Source organism: Shewanella sp. HL-SH5 (assembly GCF_051163755.1).
Taxonomy (GTDB): domain Bacteria; phylum Pseudomonadota; class Gammaproteobacteria; order Enterobacterales; family Shewanellaceae; genus Shewanella; species Shewanella glacialimarina.
In genome coordinates this window covers 4082396-4102885 of record NZ_CP195038.1, presented here as the reverse complement: position 1 = coordinate 4102885, position 20490 = coordinate 4082396, and the positions used below count along the sequence as shown (strand labels likewise).

Sequence of the window (20490 nt, the reverse complement as noted above, 5' to 3'; positions counted from 1 at the left end):
CATTTGTTGCTAAAATATCTTTCGTTTCGTAACTTAAGTGAAAGAAAACCCCATTATGAATAAGCGTAATACCCAACAACGTCGACACAGCATTATCAACCTGCTTAATCAGCAAGGAGAAGTCAGTGTTGAAGAGTTGTCTTTACGTTTTGAAACATCGGAAGTCACCATTCGCAAGGATTTAGCTACTTTAGAAAAAACAGGCTTATTGCTACGCCGTTATGGTGGCGCTATTGCAGTGCCCGACGAAGTCACTCAGCAATTTAGTGCCAAAATAGCACCCAATAAACTGGCTATAGCTAAAACCGCCGCCGCGCTGATTAAAGATCACAACCGAATTATTATTGATAGTGGTAGCACTACCACAGGTATTGTGCAGCAGCTAAATAACTTGCGTGGTTTAGTGGTAATGACTAACTCATTGCAGCTGGCCAATGCGATTCATGAACTTGAAAACGAACCGACATTATTGATGACCGGTGGTACATGGGACCCGCATTCTGAGTCTTTTCAGGGCCAGGTAGCTGAACAGGTTTTACGCTCATATAACTTCGACCAACTATTTATCGGTGCCGACGGCTTAGATTTAGAGCGGGGTACCACCACGTTTAATGAGCTAACCGGGCTGAGTAAAGTGATGGCCGAAATGTCTCGTGAAGTTATCGTCTTGCTTGAATCATCAAAAATAGGTCGCCGAATTCCAAATTTAGAACTGCCTTGGAGCGAGATCAATGTATTGGTCACCGATGACCATATCTCAGCCGAGGCATTACAAACCATTACAGACCAGGGCGTAAAAGTGTTACTTGCGTCCTATGTCGAATCAAATTAATTTTTAAATTACTCAATAGGTAAATAATCATGTGTGGAATCGTTGGCGCAGTAGCGCAAAGAGATGTAGTAGAAATTTTAGTTGAAGGTCTACGCCGTTTAGAATATCGCGGTTATGACAGTGCAGGTGTTGCGGTTATCCATAATGACGAGTTAAGCCGCACCCGTCGCTTAGGTAAAGTACAAGAGCTATCATCAGCATTAGATGAATCCCCATTAGCGGGAGGCACTGGTATTGCGCACACCCGTTGGGCAACCCACGGTGAACCCAGTGAACGTAATGCCCACCCACATTTATCTGAAGGTGATATTGCCGTTGTACACAACGGTATTATTGAAAACCACAACAAGCTACGTGTAAAACTGAAAGAGCTAGGATATGTGTTTTCATCAGACACAGACACAGAGGTTATCTGCCATTTAGTGCACCATGAACTTAAAACGGCTAATACGTTATTATCAGCGGTACAAGCAACCGTTAAGCAGCTAGAAGGTGCATACGGTACAGTGGTTATTGACCGTCGCGACAGCGAACGCATGGTTGTGGCTCGTAGTGGCAGTCCCCTTGTTATCGGTTATGGCATAGGTGAAAACTTTGTCGCATCAGACCAGCTTGCACTACTGCCGGTAACGCGTAATTTTGCTTTCTTAGAAGAAGGTGATGTTGCAGAGGTCACGCGTCGTGAAGTGAATATTTATGACTTAAATGGCGATGCCGTTAAGCGTGAAGTTAAAGAGTCAGAAGTGACCCATGATGCAGGTGATAAAGGTGAATACCGTCACTACATGCTAAAAGAAATTTACGAGCAACCAATGGCTTTAGCGCGCACTATAGAAGGTCGCATCGCCAACAAACAAGTACTAGACAGCGCCTTTGGTGACAACGCCGCAGAGTTCTTAAAAGACATTAAACACGTACAAATTATCGCCTGTGGTACTAGTTACCATGCAGGTATGGCAGCACGTTACTGGTTAGAAGATTGGGCCGGTGTGTCATGTAATGTTGAAATTGCTTCAGAGTTTCGTTACCGCAAATCACATTTATTTCCAAACAGCTTATTAGTGACTATTTCACAGTCGGGCGAAACCGCCGACACGTTAGCAGCAATGCGCCTTGCTAAAGAAATGGGCTACAAAGCAACCTTAACTATATGTAACTCAGGTGGTTCATCGTTAGTACGTGAATCTGACATGGCTTACATGATGAAAGCCGGTGCTGAAATTGGCGTAGCCTCAACCAAAGCATTTACCGTGCAATTAGCCGGTTTATTAATGCTTACCGCTGTGATTGGTCGTTACAACGGTATGTCAGATGAGATGCAAGCTAACATCACCCAAAGTCTGTTATCAATGCCAGCTAAAGTAGAGCAAGCATTAGGTTTGGACGATGCAATTGCTCAGCTTGCAGAAGATTTTGCCGACAAGCACCATGCACTATTTTTAGGCCGTGGCGATCAGTACCCAATCGCAATGGAAGGTGCGTTAAAACTAAAAGAAATATCATACATTCATGCAGAAGCTTATGCCTCAGGCGAATTAAAACACGGCCCATTAGCACTTATTGATGCTGATATGCCGGTTATCGTGGTTGCGCCAAACAACGAACTGCTTGAAAAGCTTAAATCAAATGTTGAAGAAGTACGTGCCCGTGGCGGGTTAATGTATGTGTTTGCTGACAAAGACGCTGAGTTTGAATCAGACGACACCATGAAGGTGATTCCAGTGCCTCATTGTGATGAGTTTATGGCGCCACTTATCTACACTATCCCACTACAGTTATTGTCATATCACGTGGCATTAATTAAAGGTACTGACGTGGATCAACCACGTAACTTGGCAAAATCGGTTACGGTAGAATAAGTAACATTATTGCTAGTGGTTGATATTGCATATTATGCCTATTAACCAGATACATAAAAGCAACTAACTCTGAGAGTAGTTGCTTTTTTTTATTTTTTGCCGATGTTCTGATTGTTTTACCGCCTAAGTAAGTAGTAGCGCTTCGCCTACATATTCATTTAAAAGAAAAATAGCCAACTAGCAGGATTTCATCCTATTAGTTGGCTAAAAGGGAGGCTCAATAGCAACACACGATGAACTCATAATTAAATATCGCCAAATATAGCAATATTGCTTCAGTTAATAGAATACCGTTAAACGGCTGGACTAAAATAAGTGTCATGACTATAATTGAGCGGTCGTTCAAAACGTTACCTTGCTTTTCTAGAGATAAACTAATGAGTAAACCTGCTAAATTTAATCGCGAAGATATTATTGAAAAAGCGGCCAATTTATATTGGGAAAAAGGCTTTCATGCTACTTCTATGCGTAATCTACAAGAAGTTGTTGATATGCGCCCAGGCAGTATTTACGCTAGTTTTGGCTGTAAAGAGGGATTGTTTAAAGCGGCATTACAGCATTATGTCAAAAGTGGCGTTGCTCAACTTCATATGTGTATTGCTGATACCCATTCTCCATTAGCGGCGTTAAAGCTGTTTGTTGAACGTGCAGTATTAAGCCAAGGTAATGCGCCAAGTGGCATGTGTATGTTGGTTAAAACAGTCGCAGAGCTAACGGAAGATAATGCTGACTTATTAGCAGAAGCAAAAGAGTCTTTGGTAATGGTTGAAGCTGAGTTTGCAAGTTTATTGGCTCAAGCACAACAAAATGGTGAGTTAGATACAGCACAAACGCCACAAGCGTTAGCACGTTTTTTACAGGTACAAATTATTGGTATTCGCACATATGCCCACGCAAATCGTGACGACAATACCATTGGTGATTTTATCGAGGCGATATTCAGTAACCCACCGTTAGCCATTAAAAAATAAGGTATTCACGGTATTTACTGTGCTCTAATACCAACACAAAAACTAATCAATGTAATCCTTATTTCTTTAATATTAAAAAGCCAAAACCAATAAGGATTTTGGCTTTTAAAGTCGTTAGTTTTAATTTATGCTTTTTGTTCGGCCAGTAGTTCGCTAAGCGCTTGCTTATAGGACTCAACAGGATGAGCACCATTTAATGCACTAGTACGATTAAATACCACTGTTGGCACAGAGTTTATGCCTGCAGATAACCATTGGTTTTTGTCTGCTGTGATATGTGCTCTAGCTTCTGCATTATCTAATAGCGGTATTGCTTCTTTTGGATTCAAACCCACAGCGATCAGTTCATTGGCAAGAACAGCTCTGTCTGACACATCTTTATGTTCGCTAAAAAATGCTTCAAATAAACGCATTTTAAGCTCGGTTTGTTTGCCAAAACCTTTGGCATAATTTAACAAGATGTGGGCATCAAACGTGTTGACCATTTTCATGTCATCAGCATAGTTGAACTTAAATCCAAATTCCGCGCCACGGGCTGCAATGTTGATTCGAGCACGATCACTGTCTGCTCGACTAGAGCCATATTTGCGGGCAACATGCGCGCGCAGTTCTTCACCTTCTGGTGGCATATCTGGGTTAAGTTCGAACGGCTGCCATTCAATGTCAACTTTATCTTCAATACCAAGCTCGTTAATGGCTTGTTTTAATCCTTCATATCCAACGATACACCACGGACAAACAACATCGGAAATGATATCGATTTTAATTTTATCTGCCATATTTTCACCTGCTTTAATGCGACGTTATATGTTTCAATAAATGAAAAAGAGAGCAAGTCATTGACCCACTCTCTTCTGTTTACTTAAATCCATCCTATTTTGAGTTTAGAATAAGTGGCGTGTCAGAATAAGTTTGCTCGTTTAAGTTACTTATTGTTTTGCCAAGCGAATTTTTTAAAAGGCGCATCAACAGGAGTATGAGCAAGATGATTAACATAATTGCTGATCACTTTTTGCGATAAACCTAATATGATTTCAAGTAATTGACGTTGACCATAACCTGCCGCAAAGAATGCTTCCATTTCAGTATCTGACAATATTCCGCGGTTACGTACTACAAGTAATGTCGTGTCGTGAAGTGCTTGTAATTTGGCATTTGGCATGGCTTCACGGTTTCTTAATGCATCAGACAATGCGGAGTCTACTTCCATCATTTCGGCTATGCCAGTATGAGCCGGTACACAGTATGTACAACCATGCTCAACATTTATTGTCTGCCATACTACGGTTAATTCATCAGCATTAAATGAAGATTCGGTAAATAGCGTGTGTAATGTTTGATAGGCTTCAAAAATGCCAGGAGACTCGGCTAACACACCATGAAGATTAGGGATCATACCGTAGGCTTTTTTAGATTGTTCTAATAAGGCTTTGCTTTCTGCAGGAACGGTTTCTAAATTATGGATAGTAAATTTGCTCATATGACACTCCAAAAAGGTCGTTTATCTAATAAGTGATAGGTTAATCACTTCATTGTTTGCTTAGTATGGATATAATATAAACATCTTTTGAACGATCGTTCAAGATTTATTTGAGCAATCGTTCAAATACTTTTGTCACTCATTCAAAATCAATAGATTTAATAAACCTTTTTTGAGATGCTGGTGTAACTCAAAGTGCGGTAATGCATTGATGTTTAAGGTTTTTTACAAGGGTTTATATTCTAAGCGACCCATGAGTTGCTAATGGGTATGTGATTTTAGTTAAGGAAAATAAATGCGTTTGATAATACTAGGCATGTTTTTTATATTCATGCAGCTAGCTTGTTCTCCTACCTCAGTACCACAAGCTATTGGCACGCTAGAGCGTGATCGAGTGACATTTACCGCCACCTCGAATGAGATTATTCGTGAGTTGCCCGTTATTGAAGGCAGTATCGTTGAAGCTGGGCAAGTGTTGGTGCGATTAGATGCTAAAAACCAGCAAGCTATCCTGGCTAATGCGATAGCCAAAAAGGCCAAAGCGACGGCTTTTTTGCTAAAGCTGACTAATGGCGAGCGGGTTGAAGATATCGCCTCAGCACAAGCTAAGGTAGCTCAAGCTAATGCGCAGTTTGTTGAGGCACAGAAAAATTATCGCCGTCAGGTAGAGTTAATCGCCCGTAAATTAGTGAGTCAATCTGATTTAGACAGCGCTTTAGCCAGTCGAGATAAAGCACTGGCATCATTAAATTCGACCAAGGAAGAGTTTAGCAAGCTTACCGCGGGATCGCGTATTGAAGACATCGAGCAAGCCAAAGCTGAATTAGCGGCTAGCCAAGCAGAAGTTGTTTTACAAACCCAGAAGTTAGATGAGTTAACCATAGTGGCCACCCGCGATGGCATACTAGATAACTTGCCATATAACTTAGGTGAGCGAGTGGCGCTAAACAGTGTTGTGGCAGTGATGTTGGCTAATAGCGTGCCCTACGCTAGGGTATATGTCCCTGCACCGCACCGTATTCATTTTATTCCTGGCTTAAAGGTCACTGTGCATGTCGATGGTGTTGAACAAACATTAGTTGGCACAGTACGCTGGGTATCTCATGAAGCCTCATTCACCCCTTATTACGCTTTGACTGAGAATGAACGCGCCCGGTTAATGTACCTTGCCGAAGTCGATTTAGAAGACTCTGCGGCAACATTTCCTTCGGGTATCCCCGCCCAGGTTGACTTGATTATTAATAATTCAACGGGAGATTAGTCATGACTGAATTCGTTATTGAAGCAGTCAACGTGGTGAAAAAGTTTGGTGATTTCACTGCTATCGAAAACGTCACCTTACGGGTCCCTAAAGGTTGTATTTACGGCTTTTTAGGCCCAAATGGTTGCGGTAAATCCACCATGATAAGAGTGCTAACGGGTTTGCTAAGCCCTACATCGGGTGACATCACCGTATTGGGCTTATCCATGCCCAAGCAAGCAGAATCATTACGCTTAAAAATTGGCTACATGACCCAAAAATTCTCCCTGTATGATGATTTAAGTGTGCAAGAAAACATGCAGTTTATGGGGCAAATATTTGGTATGAGCAGTAAGGCGTTAAGCCTACGCATTAATGAGCAGCTAATGACTTATGGGTTAGATTCTATTCGTCAACAAAGGGTCGCGGGTATGAGTGGTGGTCAGCGTCAGCGTTTATCTTTAGCGTGTGCCACTATGCATAACCCAGAGTTACTTTTTTTGGATGAACCTACTTCCGCGGTTGACCCGCAAAATAGAAGAGAGTTTTGGGAGCAGTTGTTTGAGTTATCAGCACAAGGCACCACTATTTTAGTCACCACCCATTACATGGATGAAGCTGAACGTTGCCATCGTTTGGCGGTAATGGAATCAGGTATTATTCGTGCAGACGGAGAACCTGATGCTTTAATGCGTGATATGGGCGTTAATATTGTCGAGGTTAATAGTCCAGACCTACGTACATTGAAAAAAAGCTACTGGCAACCAAAGCAGTTCGATCAGCGGCGCAGCTAGGAGTACGTTTAAGGGTGTTGATTTATCAAGACATCGCCGATCCTATTCAATGGCTTAAAACAACTTTTCCTGAACTTGCCCAAGCTGAAATGAATCTTGCTCGTCCAAGTTTAGAAGATGTGTTTGTGTGTGTTACCGGTGAGGGGCGCCAATGATGTCTTTCTATCGAATAAAAGCGGTAATGGTGAAAGAGATCCGTCAATTATCAAGGGACCGGATTACCTTTGGCATGGTAGTGATGATCCCGCTTATTCAGCTATTGTTGTTTGGTTATGCCATTAATACCGACATTCGCCAAATACCGATAGCAGTTGTCGACCAAAGCCAGAGTACTGCGGGGCGGGTGATAACTGAGTCTGTTAAAGTCACTCAAGTAGTGAACGTTGTTAGGCATTTTGCTACCGCAGAAGAGGCTGAGCAAGCCATTAAACAGGGAGTTGTGCGTGCAGCGCTAATACTTCCGCAGGATTTAACTCAGCGAATGGTGCAAAATAGAGTGTTAGGTCAATGGATAGTTGATGGCTCAGACACCATGATCAGTTCAGCTATTTTAGCGCTACAGTCTATGCCGTTAACCGATTTTGATTTCGACATACGCCCTAAGACCGTTAAAACCTTTGAAGTTGTGTTGTTTTATAATCCAAGCCGACGCTCTGCGGTGAATATTGTGCCGGGTTTGTTAGGGATTATATTGACCATGACGATGATCCTGTTTACCAGCACCGCCATAGTACGTGAACGGGAGCGAGGTAACTTAGAGCTACTGATTACCACTCCAATTAGCCCAATGGAGCTGATGATAGCCAAAATTGTTCCTTATATATTTGTTGGCTTAATACAGGTGTTTATCATTTTGGGGTTAGGCCATTGGATATTTGATGTGCCTATTAATGGGTCAGTTGCACAGATATTATTCGGTACCCTATTGTTTATTTCAGCCAGTTTATCATTGGGGTTAATGATTTCTACCTTGGCTAAAAATCAATTACAAGCCATGCAAATGACCATCTTTATCTTATTACCTTCAATATTATTGTCTGGTTTTATGTTTCCGTATGAAGGTATGCCAGAAACGGCACAATGGATATCAGAAGCGCTTCCGGCAACTCACTTTATGCGTTTAATTCGAGGTGTTGTATTACGAGAAGCTGATTTAATCGACCTATGGCGCGATACCCTGTGGCTTGCTTGTTTTACAGTGGTCGGTTTGTTCGTTGCAGCAGCTCGATTTAAGAAAACATTAGATTAAATAACCTCTGTTATGATTTAAAATTGCTATTATTCAGCCGCTTGAATTAGCCTTCTGGCTATGATTTTGTGTGCTTACTTTAGCCATTAGCTGACGCTACTTTAGTCGTTATGCATACGTATTCAATATTCCAAGGTGTTTATTTGTTCGATTATTAGGCGATACTGATTTGGGTTAACAAATTGTTAACTCCAATAAAAATCTAATAATAAAGGCCTTAAACATGAATCCTAATCGCGCGTTAACTAAGGTAGCCATAGCAACAGGTTTATCTTTGTGTATGTCATCATCAGTATTTGCCAACCCACAACCGACTACATTTGTTCATCTTTTCGAATGGAATTGGCAAGATATTGCTCAAGAATGTGAACAGTTTTTGGGGCCAAATGGTTATGCCGCGGTGCAAGTATCACCACCGAACGAACATATTCAAGGTAGCCAGTGGTGGACTCGTTATCAGCCAGTAAGCTATCTACTACAAAGTCGTGGAGGTAACCGTGGTCAGTTTATTGATATGGTTAGCCGCTGTAAGGCGGTTAATGTAGATATCTATGTTGATGCGGTGATTAATCATATGGCTAGCGGCAGTGGAACAGGCACCGCAGGCAGTGCTTATGGTAATAAAAGCTACCCAGCATATAGCCCGCAGGACTTTCATAACACATGTGCGATTAAAGATTACAACAACCGTTGGGAGGTTCAAAACTGTGAGCTTGTTGGTTTAACTGATCTTAATACCAGTGCTAATTATGTTCAAACCACGATTGCGGGTTTTTTGAATGATTTGACTAATATAGGTGTCGCAGGCTTTCGCTTTGATGCCTCTAAACACATGGCCGTTGAAGATATTCAAGGTGTGATGTCAAAGGTAAATGGCACACCTTTGGTTTTTCAAGAAGTGATTGATCAAGGTGGTGAAGCCATTAGTGCCAGTGAATATACCAGTGTGGGCTTGGTGACTGAGTTTAAATACTCAACCCAGTTAGGCAATACATTCCGTAATGGCAATTTAGCATCTTTAAAGAACTTTGGTGAAGGCTGGGGTTTTATGGCCAGCAGTTCTGCAGTTGTTTTTGTCGATAATCACGACAATCAACGTGGTCACGGCGGCGCGGGTAATGTGATCACGTTTGAAGACGGGCGCTTATATGACTTAGCCAATGTGTTTATGCTGGCTTATCCCTACGGTTACCCAAAAGTGATGTCGAGTTATGCATTCAATGGCAATACCGATGTTGGCGCGCCTGGCGTTAGGGTTCATAACAATGGCAATTTAGAATGTTTTGGCAACAACTGGAAGTGTGAGCATCGTTGGGGCTATATTGCTGGTGGGGTGAGTTTTCGAAATAACACCGCTGATAATTGGACGGCCACAAACTGGTGGGACAACGGCAACAATAAAATTGCTTTTGGTCGTGGTAGTTCAGGTTTTGTGGCTATTAATAAAGAAAACTCAAATTTAACCGCAACGTTAGCGACATCTATGGCGCCAGGGACTTATTGTAACGTGCTAAAAGGCAAAATTGCTCAAGACAAGCGATCATGCAGCGGCGAAACGATTGTTGTTAATAATAACGGCTCCATCAATGCTAATGTTGGAGCTTGGGATGCGTTTGCCATTCATCAAGGTGCTAAGCTCATTACAGGTGATGCTGTGAATAATCCTGATTGGAAGCGGACGGTTATTTTTATTCAAGCTCAAACACAAAGCGGTCAGGATATGTTTGTGCGTGGTGGCATTGATCACGCCTATGCGGCAAGTAATCTATATAAAACCTGTACCAGCAGCAATTTTGAATGTGCCATTCCAATTAGACATAACAACTTGCGTAATACCACTACAGCACCTTGGAAAGCCAACGATACTTATCTAGATTGGTATGGCCCTGAGGCTGCTCAAAGCCCTGAATCATCGGGTTCTGCATTAGATTGGACAACCAATTTATGGCCAGTAGCTTGGGGAGCTAAACAAACGGTTGCTAATAATGGCTTCGGAGAAGAGCCTTTAAACATCTGGGGACAACATTATTGGATGTTAGATGTGGATATGGATTGCAGTAAAACGGTTAATGGATACTTTGAGGTTAAAGCGTTCGTCAAAAATGGCCAGGGATGGGAAAGCAATATCAGTCAGTCCAACACACCATTCCCTTCAAGTAATCATGTCGCTCAATGCGGTAAAGTGAATCAATTTAACTTTAATAGCAATGGCGTACAAATAGGTAACTTGTAAGATCTTTGGGTAATTAAAATGGCTAAAACACCCGTTTTAGCCATTTTTATGGGTAACAAATTTTCTGGACTGAATTTACACATACTAAGTAATAAGCAGAGGATCTTTATAGTATGATGTGACGTATTCGTGAAACATCAATAAGACATACCAGCATGGCAAGCATACCTAGGCAAAATCTGACCCATCAACTTACTCATGATCTTGGTATTGCTATCGTCAGTGGGGAATATCCTATTGGAGAAGGGTTGCCTTCAGAAGCTGATTTGTGTGTTAAGTACGATGTTAGCCGCAGTTCAACGCGTGAAGCGGTAAAGATGTTGTCGGCCAAAGGCTTGATTACCTCTCGCCCAAAGCAGGGCATAAGAGTGATGCCAGAAAGCCAATGGAATATGTTTGATATTGATGTCTTACATTGGATACTATGCAGTAAACCCTCTTTATCATTATTAAAAGAGTTTACGCAAATGCGTTTAGCATTAGAGCCAGAAGCAGCAGCATTGGCTGCCAAGAACGCAACTGCTGAGCAGATAGAGCATTTAGGTATAGCGTTACAGCGAATGAAGGATGCCGAGTTGGGGCTTGAAGACCCACTTGAGGCCGATATTTTATTTCATGCAAATATTCTATGCTCTAGTAATAATCGCTTTTTTATTCAAATGACCGGTTTTACTAGTACTGCATTAAAGGTGAGCTTGCGTTATACCAACCAGATGAAAGGGGTTAATGGGGCTAATGTGGAAGATCACGCAGCTGTTTATAATGCGATAAGAATGCGCCAGCCTGAATTAGCCAAAACAGTTATGGTTAAGATCATTGATGAGTTATTAGTGTTAATTGATTCTAGATTATAACGGTTGAACTTCCTCTACGTTTGCCACTCTGGTGTAGAAGGGAGGCTAAAATAGCCTAAAACCAATTTGATCAGGCAAGCAGTTCAAATATTGAAGCCAACATCGTAAACCCGTCTTTATATGAGTGTTGTGCTGAAACATAGGTGCGCACTCTTATATTGCTATTACTAGAGTGTCTAGCTGGGTTGTCATAGATAGGTTGCCATACTAAGTGACTAATGTTGATTAATGGATAGGCGTTAGCTCAAGTTCTTGAGCTAACTTCTTTGCTTCAATACGGTTCCAAATTTTATCGTGAAAATAAAATACCACTGTGTTCACAGCTGGTTCGATTAATGCAACTGCGCCACCAATGACAATACTGCCAGTGAGTAGGTAGGTAACCGTAAATGCGACAGAGAAATGCAGTACAGCAAATGTCATTGTTTTTTTCATGATAAGACCCCCAATTGATTTGTTTAAATGATAGTGATTATCATTTATGATTGGAAGCTAAATTTATTAGTTGGGTTAATCGATTTTTTAAATCAATAAGCCTGCTGAGACAAAGCAGGCTTATAATTCTCTTTTTAAAGACTTATTGAATCGTCAAACAATTAATAATGCCAAGGAAATTTAGAAAAGTCTTTGTCGCGCTTTTCTAAAAAGGCATCGCGCCCTTCTTGTGCTTCTTCTGTGCCGTAAGCTAAACGAGTTGCTTCACCGGCAAACAGTTGCTGGCCAACTAAGCCATCATCAGCCATATTAAAGCCATATTTGAGCATGCGCATTGCGGTAGGTGATTTAGCGTTAATTTCCTTCGCCCATGCTAAGGCTTCTATTTCTAGCTCAGCATGTGGAATAGCACGGTTAACCATGCCCATATCAACCGCTTCTTCTGCAGAGTAATTAAACCCCAAGAAGAAAATTTCACGGGCGCGCTTCTGGCCAATCATCTTAGCTAAATAAGCGCTACCATAACCTGAGTCAAAACTGCCTACATCAGGGTCGGTCTGCTTGAAAATAGCATGCTCTTTAGATGCTAATGTTAAATCGCAAACCACATGTAAACTATGACCACCGCCAACAGCCCAACCGGGCACAACCGCAATAACCACTTTAGGCATAAATCGAATTAACCGCTGCACTTCTAAAATATGCAGACGGCCCATGCGGGCGACATCGGGCTTACCTTCTTCAGCGCCTTCATATTTATAACCGTCTTTACCGCGAATTCGTTGATCTCCACCTGCGCAAAAAGAGTATTGACCTTTTGCTGATGGTCCATTGCCAGTGATAAGCACACAGCCGACATCTGACCATTGTCTGGCGTGGTCTAAAGCGATAAAGAGTTCATCTACAGTTTTTGGGCGGAATGAGTTAAGGCAATCTGGGCGATTGATGGCAATGCGCACTGTGCCTTGATCTTTGGCGCGGTGATAAGTGATGTCTTCAAAGTCGAAGCCACTCACAGAGTCCCAAAGTGTTGGGTCAAATATATCGGAAATCGGTTGTGTCATTATAAGTTAGCCTTTTTCAATCCATTATCCAAAGGCTATGCTGTATTAATATCTAGGTCAATCTAGCGAGCATAAAAGCGTTAACTATATCTGATCGCAAATGAACCGTAGGTTATCCCGACTAAACACCGGGTGGTTTCTCGTTGAGCTTGAGCAATACTCTTCTTTAAATTTTGCAATAGAGTCGCTATCAATGAACACACCATCAAGTTCACGAATTTCTATGGTCGACAAGCGTTCATAAATTTTCTCTTTAATAATAGGAATTTTATGATCGACCCGCTGAATTGTTGTGCCTGTCATCGAAGTCACTTTTTTATCAGCAGTAGTAAACATTGTTTGCACATATTCTATAGGCTCATCAAGCTTATTCGTTTCTGTTGCAAAGTAATAAATAATGCCACCTATGATGGCTAAACCTATCCAACCTCTCATTTTTTTGTCCGAGTTAATGTTAGAAAGGTATATACTATTCCAGTTTGTTTGTAATGTTAATGTAGTAAGGTCGTAAAATGACAATAGAATCGAAACCCAAAGATTATTCGAAACAAAATCGAATTAAGATTCATCAGCCTGATGCGAACAAAGCCGACCGTTTTAATCCCAGCAATAGTATATATGTACGCGCCGTTGATGGACTTTGGACAAGAGTTCGCCGTCGTATGGGCTGGGTTACTATGTTGTTCTTTCTTATTCTCCCATGGATCCAGTGGGGCGACCGACAAGCGGTATGGTTTCACCTTGCAGAGCAGAAGTTTCATGTGTTTGGTCTGACTATCTGGCCACAGGATCTAACACTACTCGCCGCCGTCTTTATGATTGCCGCCTTTGGATTATTCTTTGTCACCACTTATCTCGGTCGAGTATGGTGTGGTTATACCTGCCCGCAGACCGTATGGACGTTTATCTTTATCTGGTTTGAAGAGAAATTTGAAGGCGCACGTAATAAGCGTATCAAGTTAGATCAAATGCCATGGAGTGTCGATAAAGTCTGGCGTAAAACCGCAAAACATAGCGCATGGATATTCGTCTCCCTCTTAACCGCAATGACCTTTGTATCTTATTTTGTGCCGACACGAGAAGTGTATATAGATGTCCTTACGTTAAATGCCGATGGCAGCATCTACTTCTGGGTGATTTTCTTTACCATAGCCACATACGGTAATGCAGGATGGATGCGTGAAATTATGTGCATCCATATGTGTCCTTATGCGCGATTCCAAGCGGCAATGTTTGATAAGAATACCTATATTGTTGGCTATGACACTAAGCGCGGTGAAACTCGCGGGCCTCGTTCTCGTAAAGATGATCCTAAGGAAAAGGGATTAGGAGATTGTATTGACTGCGATCTTTGCGTTCAGGTTTGTCCAACGGGAATCGATATCCGTAACGGCTTGCAATATGAGTGTATTAACTGCGGTGCATGTATTGATGCATGTGACAACACCATGGAACGTATGGGATATGCTAAAGGCTTAATTAGCTACACCACAGAAAACAAGCTTGATAACGTAAAAGAGACAGTTCTGCGTCCTAAGTTAGTTGGTTACGGCGTTATATTAACTGTGATGATATTATTGTTTGTTTACGCCAGTGCAACCATAGCGCCGGTTCGAATGGATGTTATCCGTGATCGCAATGCCCTTTACCGTGAAAACAATCGAGGTGAAATAGAAAACACCTTCACGATTAAAATACTGAATAAGACCGAGGCTAAGCACGATTACCAGCTAAGCGTAGAAGGACTTAATAACGCAAGATGGATCGGACTGGACAATGTCAGTATTGCGGCAGGTGAAATTCTAACATTACCTATTAGTGTAGCAATTGACCCGGTAGAGCTAAAACGTAGCGTTACCAACATCAATATCGTTGTACGAACTGAAATAGATGGTGAATCCGTCATTACAACCCAAGAAACACGATTCTTCGGTGAGTAAAAAACAGTAAGAATAGTCATAAAGCATATGAAAAAGGGACTAATAGTCCCTTTTTTGTGCGTTTCGCCCAAAAAATGCCCCATCAATGCTATTTTAATAAAAAACTTATTAAAAGCCCTTGCACTGCCTCAGAATCTCCCTATAATGCGCATCCACTGACACGGCACAGCGCGAAAGCAAAGTGACGAGTTAGGTTGATTTGAAAGGATAAAAACTTCGGTTTCATCATCAAATCAACAGCGAAAAGAAAGTTTGAAAAAACACTTGACGCTGACAACAGGGTCTGTAGAATACGCAGCCCAAGCCAACGACCTAGCGTCCAACGGCGATGTTTGAAAAATCAACATCAACGCTCTTTAAAAACTTAAACAAGAAATCTGTGTGGACATTCACAGGTATTGAGTTATTCGAAATTGCTTCTTCTTAGGAAGAACAATCAAAAAATTTAAACTCAATGCAACGATGAATGTTCATAGCAATATGTACAAAAAGACTTTGTTAGCTTCGGTTAATAAAGCAATCAGAATTCATTGAGCCGAAACCTTCGGGTTTCAAAAAACTTTAATTGAAGAGTTTGATCATGGCTCAGATTGAACGCTGGCGGCAGGCCTAACACATGCAAGTCGAGCGGCAGCGGGAAGATAGCTTGCTATCTTTGCCGGCGAGCGGCGGACGGGTGAGTAATGCCTAGGGATCTGCCCAATCGAGGGGGATAACAGTTGGAAACGACTGCTAATACCGCATACGCCCTACGGGGGAAAGGAGGGGACCTTCGGGCCTTTCGCGATTGGATGAACCTAGGTGGGATTAGCTAGTTGGTGAGGTAATGGCTCACCAAGGCGACGATCCCTAGCTGTTCTGAGAGGATGATCAGCCACACTGGGACTGAGACACGGCCCAGACTCCTACGGGAGGCAGCAGTGGGGAATATTGCACAATGGGCGAAAGCCTGATGCAGCCATGCCGCGTGTGTGAAGAAGGCCTTCGGGTTGTAAAGCACTTTCAGTAGGGAGGAAAGGCAGTAGTTTAATAAACTATTGCTGTGACGTTACCTACAGAAGAAGGACCGGCTAACTCCGTGCCAGCAGCCGCGGTAATACGGAGGGTCCGAGCGTTAATCGGAATTACTGGGCGTAAAGCGTGCGCAGGCGGTTTTTTAAGCCAGATGTGAAAGCCCTGGGCTCAACCTAGGAATTGCATTTGGAACTGGGGAACTAGAGTCTTGTAGAGGGAGGTAGAATTTCAGGTGTAGCGGTGAAATGCGTAGATATCTGAAGGAATACCGGTGGCGAAGGCGGCCTCCTGGACAAAGACTGACGCTCATGCACGAAAGCGTGGGGAGCAAACAGGATTAGATACCCTGGTAGTCCACGCCGTAAACGATGTCTACTCGGAGTTTGGTGACTTAGTCACTGGGCTCCCAAGCTAACGCATTAAGTAGACCGCCTGGGGAGTACGGCCGCAAGGTTAAAACTCAAATGAATTGACGGGGGCCCGCACAAGCGGTGGAGCATGTGGTTTAATTCGATGCAACGCGAAGAACCTTACCTACTCTTGACATCCAGAGAATTCGCTAGAGATAGCTTAGTGCCTTCGGGAACTCTGAGACAGGTGCTGCATGGCTGTCGTCAGCTCGTGTTGTGAAATGTTGGGTTAAGTCCCGCAACGAGCGCAACCCCTATCCTTATTTGCCAGCGAGTTATGTCGGGAACTTTAGGGAGACTGCCGGTGATAAACCGGAGGAAGGTGGGGACGACGTCAAGTCATCATGGCCCTTACGAGTAGGGCTACACACGTGCTACAATGGCGTATACAGAGGGTTGCAAAGCCGCGAGGTGGAGCTAATCTCACAAAGTACGTCGTAGTCCGGATTGGAGTCTGCAACTCGACTCCATGAAGTCGGAATCGCTAGTAATCGTGAATCAGAATGTCACGGTGAATACGTTCCCGGGCCTTGTACACACCGCCCGTCACACCATGGGAGTGGGCTGCAAAAGAAGTGGGTAGTTTAACCTTCGGGAGAACGCTCACCACTTTGTGGTTCATGACTGGGGTGAAGTCGTAACAAGGTAGCCCTAGGGGAACCTGGGGCTGGATCACCTCCTTACCTATACGACTAACTCAATACCTAAAGTGCAGAGATGCATGTGAGTGTTCACACAGATTACTTGTTAACTTCTTCGGAAGTAGAGTGAAACACACCGCTTGCCGGTTAAGTGTTGTTCTTTAACAATTTGGAAAGCTGATAGTACTAACTAAAGGCGCATGAATGATGATTCGTTGTCGTTTGTGTGATTACGTTAGTGCGAAAATAATATTGATGCGAAAGCATCAGTATCTTGAGTTCTCAAAACACTGTTTAAGTGTCTTGAATATTCTAAAAACTAAGGCGAGTCACACTTCCTGGTCGGGAGTGAGACAAGTAAAAACCAGCTAGTTGCGATACAGTCTGATTAGTTCATTCTCTTGTTTACAAGGGTTGTGAAACTCATTTGGGTTGTATGGTTAAGTGACTAAGCGTATACGGTGGATGCCTTGGCAGTCAGAGGCGATGAAGGACGTAATAACTTGCGAAAAGCGTTGGCGAGCTAGTAATAAGCATTTGAGCTAACGATATCCGAATGGGGAAACCCGGCCACATAAGTGGTCATCATACAGTGAATACATAGCTGTATGAGGCGAACCTGGGGAACTGAAACATCTAAGTACCCAGAGGAAAAGAAATCAACCGAGATTCCCCTAGTAGCGGCGAGCGAACGGGGATTAGCCCTTAAGTCTATGGGGTGTTAGTGGAATGAGTTGGAAAGCTCAGCGGCACAGGGTGATAGCCCCGTACATGAAAACTAACCATAGATGAAAACGAGTAAGGCGGGACACGTGACATCCTGTTTGAATATGGGGGGACCATCCTCCAAGGCTAAATACTCCTGACTGACCGATAGTGAACCAGTACCGTGAGGGAAAGGCGAAAAGAACCCCTGTGAGGGGAGTGAAATAGAACCTGAAACCGTATACGTACAAGCAGTGGGAGCGGTTCTTGAGACCGTGACTGCGTACCTTTTGTATAATGGGTCAGCGACTTACGTTTTGTAGCGAGGTTAAGCGAATAGCGGAGCCGTAGGGAAACCGAGTGTTAACTGCGCGTTTAGTTGCAAGGCGTAGACCCGAAACCGAGTGATCTAGCCATGGGCAGGTTGAAGGTTGAGTAACATCAACTGGAGGACCGAACCGACTTATGTTGAAAAATGAGCGGATGACTTGTGGCTGGGGGTGAAAGGCCAATCAAACTCGGAGATATCTGGTTCTCCTCGAAAGCTATTTAGGTAGCGCCTCGAGCGAATACCATTGGGGGTAGAGCACTGTTAAGGCTAGGGGGTCATCCCGACTTACCAACCCTTTGCAAACTCCGAATACCAATGAGTACTACTCGGGAGACAGACAGCGGGTGCTAACGTCCGTTGTCAAAAGGGAAACAACCCAGACCGTCAGCTAAGGTCCCAAAGTGTATGTTAAGTGGGAAACGATGTGGGAAGGCTTAGACAGCTAGGATGTTGGCTTAGAAGCAGCCATCATTTAAAGAAAGCGTAATAGCTCACTAGTCGAGTCGGCCTGCGCGGAAGATTTAACGGGGCTAAACATACCACCGAAGCTACGGGTTTGCAGTTTACTGCAAGCGGTAGAGGAGCGTTCTGTAAGCGGTTGAAGGTGAAGGGGTAACCCACACTGGACGTATCAGAAGTGCGAATGCTGACATGAGTAACGATAAAGGGAGTGAAAAACTCCCTCGCCGAAAGACCAAGGGTTCCTGTCCAACGTTAATCGGGGCAGGGTGAGTCGACCCCTAAGGTGAGGCCGAAAGGCGTAATCGATGGAAAACAGATTAATATTTCTGTACCTCTGCTAACTGCGATGGAGAGACGGAGAAGGCTAGGCTAGCGCGGCGTTGGTAGTCCGCGTTTAAGGTAGTAGGCGGTGTTCTTAGGCAAATCCGGGAACACGTACTTAAATGTACACGTTGAGAGCTGATGACGAGTCACTAAGGTGATGAAGTAGTTGATGCCATGCTTCCAGGAAAATCTTCTAAGCTTCAGGTTAGTAGGGATCGTACCCCAAACCGACACAGGTGGTCGGGTAGAGAATACCAAGGCGCTTGAGAGAACTCGGCTGAAGGAACTAGGCAAAATGGTACCGTAACTTCGGGAGAAGGTACGCTGCTGTTGGTGATGGGACTTGCTCCCTAAGCTGACGGCAGTCGCAGATACCAGGTGGCTGCAACTGTTTATCAAAAACACAGCACTGTGCAAAATCGCAAGATGACGTATACGGTGTGACGCCTGCCCGGTGCCGGAAGGTTAATTGATTGGGTTATCGCAAGAGAAGCTCATGATCGAAGCCCCGGTAAACGGCGGCCGTAACTATAACGGTCCTAAGGTAGCGAAATTCCTTGTCGGGTAAGTTCCGACCTGCACGAATGGCGTAATGATGGCCACGCTGTCTCCAGCCGAGACTCAGTGAAGTTGAAATTGCGGTGAAGATGCCGTATACCCGCGGCTAGACGGAAAGACCCCGTGAACCTTTACTATAGCTTGGCACTGAACATTGAACCTACATGTGTAGGATAGGTGGGAGACTTTGAAGCTTCGTCGCTAGATGGAGTGGAGTCAATCTTGAAATACCACCCTTGTAGTTTTGATGTTCTAACTCTGGCCCCTTATCGGGGTTGAGGACAGTGCCTGGTGGGTAGTTTGACTGGGGCGGTCTCCTCCCAAAGAGTAACGGAGGAGCACGAAGGTTGGCTAAGTACGGTCGGACATCGTACGGTTAGTGCAATGGCATAAGCCAGCTTAACTGCGAGACATACACGTCGAGCAGGTACGAAAGTAGGTCATAGTGATCCGGTGGTTCTGAATGGAAGGGCCATCGCTCAACGGATAAAAGGTACTCCGGGGATAACAGGCTGATACCGCCCAAGAGTTCATATCGACGGCGGTGTTTGGCACCTCGATGTCGGCTCATCACATCCTGGGGCTGAAGTCGGTCCCAAGGGTATGGCTGTTCGCCATTTAAAGTGGTACGCGAGCTGGGTTCAGAACGTCGTGAGACAGTTCGGTCCCTATCTGCCGTGGGCGTTGGATGATTGAGGGGAGCTGCTCCTAGTACGAGAGGACCGGAGTGGACGAACCGCTGGTGTTCGGGTTGTCATGCCAATGGCATTGCCCGGTAGCTACGTTCGGAATCGATAACCGCTGAAAGCATCTAAGCGGGAAGCGAGCCCCAAGATGAGTCATCCCTAGAGCTTTAAGCTCTCTAAAGGGCCGTAGGAGACTACTACGTTGATAGGCAAGGTGTGTAAGCGTTGTGAGGCGTTGAGCTAACTTGTACTAATGACCCGTGAGGCTTAACCATACAACCCAGATGGGTTTTACTGATACGACTTAGTATTAGAATGGGACGCTTAAATAGTGTGACGAGACTCAAACTCAGATAAAGTAATCAGCTTTCCGAATTATTATTTAATGCTAGTTAAATAGCGTTAGAT

Annotated in this window: 13 protein-coding genes, 2 rRNA genes and 1 pseudogene; 11 read left to right on the top strand and 5 right to left on the bottom strand. The window is 43.7% G+C overall.

What is annotated here, in order from left to right:
• The first annotated feature begins 55 nt into the window (after nucleotides 1-55).
• The 3 genes from ACRWQM_RS18010 (at nucleotide 56) to ACRWQM_RS18000 (ending at nucleotide 3662) form a co-directional block, all read left to right on the top strand.
• On the top strand, nucleotides 56-832 hold the full coding sequence (locus ACRWQM_RS18010; protein WP_434927691.1) for a DeoR/GlpR family DNA-binding transcription regulator: 777 nt from the start codon (nucleotides 56-58) through the stop codon (nucleotides 830-832).
• A 29-nt stretch (nucleotides 833-861) separates the two neighbouring features.
• Nucleotides 862-2691 (top strand): glutamine--fructose-6-phosphate transaminase (isomerizing), encoded by a 1830-nt coding sequence (gene glmS, locus ACRWQM_RS18005; protein ID WP_434930812.1) that lies wholly within the window; start codon nucleotides 862-864, stop codon nucleotides 2689-2691.
• Nucleotides 2692-3068: 377 nt separating this feature from the next.
• Nucleotides 3069-3662: a TetR/AcrR family transcriptional regulator gene (locus tag ACRWQM_RS18000; protein ID WP_434930811.1), complete on the top strand. Its 594-nt coding sequence runs from the start codon at nucleotides 3069-3071 to the stop codon at nucleotides 3660-3662.
• Between the two features lie 125 nt (nucleotides 3663-3787).
• Here the strand turns inward: ACRWQM_RS18000 and ACRWQM_RS17995 are convergent, their stop codons facing one another.
• Nucleotides 3788-4441, bottom strand: coding sequence for a DsbA family oxidoreductase (locus tag ACRWQM_RS17995; RefSeq protein ID WP_434930810.1), 654 nt, complete (start codon nucleotides 4439-4441; stop codon nucleotides 3788-3790).
• A gap of 146 nt (nucleotides 4442-4587) precedes the next feature.
• Nucleotides 4588-5142 carry a carboxymuconolactone decarboxylase family protein gene (locus ACRWQM_RS17990; RefSeq protein WP_226412192.1) on the bottom strand — a complete coding sequence of 185 codons (555 nt, stop codon included), beginning with the start codon at nucleotides 5140-5142 and terminating at the stop codon, nucleotides 4588-4590.
• Nucleotides 5143-5437: 295 nt separating this feature from the next.
• On the opposite strand from ACRWQM_RS17990, the gene ACRWQM_RS17985 reads away from it, so the two are divergent.
• The 5 genes and pseudogenes from ACRWQM_RS17985 to ACRWQM_RS17965 all read left to right on the top strand — a co-directional run bounded on the left by ACRWQM_RS17985 (nucleotide 5438) and on the right by ACRWQM_RS17965 (nucleotide 11512).
• A complete protein-coding gene (locus ACRWQM_RS17985; RefSeq protein WP_434930809.1) occupies nucleotides 5438-6403 on the top strand; it encodes an HlyD family secretion protein in 966 nt (321 codons plus the stop codon).
• 2 nt (nucleotides 6404-6405) lie between these two features.
• Nucleotides 6406-7331: pseudogene (locus ACRWQM_RS17980) on the top strand (ABC transporter ATP-binding protein).
• Complete coding sequence (locus tag ACRWQM_RS17975; protein ID WP_434930808.1) at nucleotides 7328-8425, top strand: ABC transporter permease; 1098 nt, start codon at nucleotides 7328-7330, stop codon at nucleotides 8423-8425. The pseudogene ACRWQM_RS17980 and the gene ACRWQM_RS17975 overlap by 4 nt, the downstream one beginning before the upstream one ends.
• Before the next feature lie 223 nt (nucleotides 8426-8648).
• On the top strand, nucleotides 8649-10658 hold the full coding sequence (locus ACRWQM_RS17970; protein WP_434930807.1) for an alpha-amylase: 2010 nt from the start codon (nucleotides 8649-8651) through the stop codon (nucleotides 10656-10658).
• Between the two features lie 155 nt (nucleotides 10659-10813).
• Entirely contained in the window at nucleotides 10814-11512 is a 699-nt protein-coding gene (locus ACRWQM_RS17965; protein ID WP_434930806.1) for a FadR/GntR family transcriptional regulator, read from the top strand.
• 225 nt (nucleotides 11513-11737) lie between these two features.
• Here the strand turns inward: ACRWQM_RS17965 and ACRWQM_RS17960 are convergent, their stop codons facing one another.
• From ACRWQM_RS17960 to ACRWQM_RS17950, 3 genes are all read right to left on the bottom strand, one after another.
• Nucleotides 11738-11947, bottom strand: a complete 210-nt coding sequence (locus ACRWQM_RS17960) for a DUF2061 domain-containing protein (protein ID WP_434927698.1) — start codon at nucleotides 11945-11947, stop codon at nucleotides 11738-11740.
• Nucleotides 11948-12108: 161 nt separating this feature from the next.
• Nucleotides 12109-13011: a 1,4-dihydroxy-2-naphthoyl-CoA synthase gene (locus tag ACRWQM_RS17955; protein WP_434930805.1), complete on the bottom strand. Its 903-nt coding sequence runs from the start codon at nucleotides 13009-13011 to the stop codon at nucleotides 12109-12111.
• A gap of 84 nt (nucleotides 13012-13095) precedes the next feature.
• Complete coding sequence (locus tag ACRWQM_RS17950) at nucleotides 13096-13446, bottom strand: hypothetical protein (protein ID WP_434930804.1); 351 nt, start codon at nucleotides 13444-13446, stop codon at nucleotides 13096-13098.
• Nucleotides 13447-13523: 77 nt separating this feature from the next.
• Here ACRWQM_RS17950 and ccoG point away from each other — a divergent pair, with 77 nt between their 5' ends.
• From ccoG to ACRWQM_RS17935, 3 genes are all read left to right on the top strand, one after another.
• Nucleotides 13524-14951 carry a cytochrome c oxidase accessory protein CcoG gene (ccoG, locus tag ACRWQM_RS17945; RefSeq protein WP_434927701.1) on the top strand — a complete coding sequence of 476 codons (1428 nt, stop codon included), beginning with the start codon at nucleotides 13524-13526 and terminating at the stop codon, nucleotides 14949-14951.
• Nucleotides 14952-15513: 562 nt separating this feature from the next.
• Nucleotides 15514-17058: ribosomal RNA gene (locus ACRWQM_RS17940) — 16S ribosomal RNA — on the top strand.
• A 396-nt stretch (nucleotides 17059-17454) separates the two neighbouring features.
• Nucleotides 17455-20357: ribosomal RNA gene (locus tag ACRWQM_RS17935) — 23S ribosomal RNA — on the top strand.
• The 16S and 23S rRNA genes sit together here, the layout of an rRNA operon.
• Nucleotides 20358-20490 lie beyond the last annotated feature (133 nt).

What these genes read in the sequence shown, in the direction of transcription:
- ACRWQM_RS17995 (WP_434930810.1), bottom strand. Translation starts at nt 4,441, where the DNA reads ATGGCAGATAAAATTAAAATCGATATCATTTCCGATGTTGTTTGTCCG.
- glmS (WP_434930812.1), top strand. Translation starts at nt 862, where the DNA reads ATGTGTGGAATCGTTGGCGCAGTAGCGCAAAGAGATGTAGTAGAAATT.
- ACRWQM_RS17990 (WP_226412192.1), bottom strand. Translation starts at nt 5,142, where the DNA reads ATGAGCAAATTTACTATCCATAATTTAGAAACCGTTCCTGCAGAAAGC.
- ACRWQM_RS17970 (WP_434930807.1), top strand. Translation starts at nt 8,649, where the DNA reads ATGAATCCTAATCGCGCGTTAACTAAGGTAGCCATAGCAACAGGTTTA.
- ACRWQM_RS17955 (WP_434930805.1), bottom strand. Translation starts at nt 13,011, where the DNA reads ATGACACAACCGATTTCCGATATATTTGACCCAACACTTTGGGACTCT.
- ccoG (WP_434927701.1), top strand. Translation starts at nt 13,524, where the DNA reads ATGACAATAGAATCGAAACCCAAAGATTATTCGAAACAAAATCGAATT.
- ACRWQM_RS17985 (WP_434930809.1), top strand. Translation starts at nt 5,438, where the DNA reads ATGCGTTTGATAATACTAGGCATGTTTTTTATATTCATGCAGCTAGCT.
- ACRWQM_RS17950 (WP_434930804.1), bottom strand. Translation starts at nt 13,446, where the DNA reads ATGAGAGGTTGGATAGGTTTAGCCATCATAGGTGGCATTATTTATTAC.
- ACRWQM_RS18010 (WP_434927691.1), top strand. Translation starts at nt 56, where the DNA reads ATGAATAAGCGTAATACCCAACAACGTCGACACAGCATTATCAACCTG.
- ACRWQM_RS17975 (WP_434930808.1), top strand. Translation starts at nt 7,328, where the DNA reads ATGATGTCTTTCTATCGAATAAAAGCGGTAATGGTGAAAGAGATCCGT.
- ACRWQM_RS17965 (WP_434930806.1), top strand. Translation starts at nt 10,814, where the DNA reads ATGGCAAGCATACCTAGGCAAAATCTGACCCATCAACTTACTCATGAT.
- ACRWQM_RS18000 (WP_434930811.1), top strand. Translation starts at nt 3,069, where the DNA reads ATGAGTAAACCTGCTAAATTTAATCGCGAAGATATTATTGAAAAAGCG.
- ACRWQM_RS17960 (WP_434927698.1), bottom strand. Translation starts at nt 11,947, where the DNA reads ATGAAAAAAACAATGACATTTGCTGTACTGCATTTCTCTGTCGCATTT.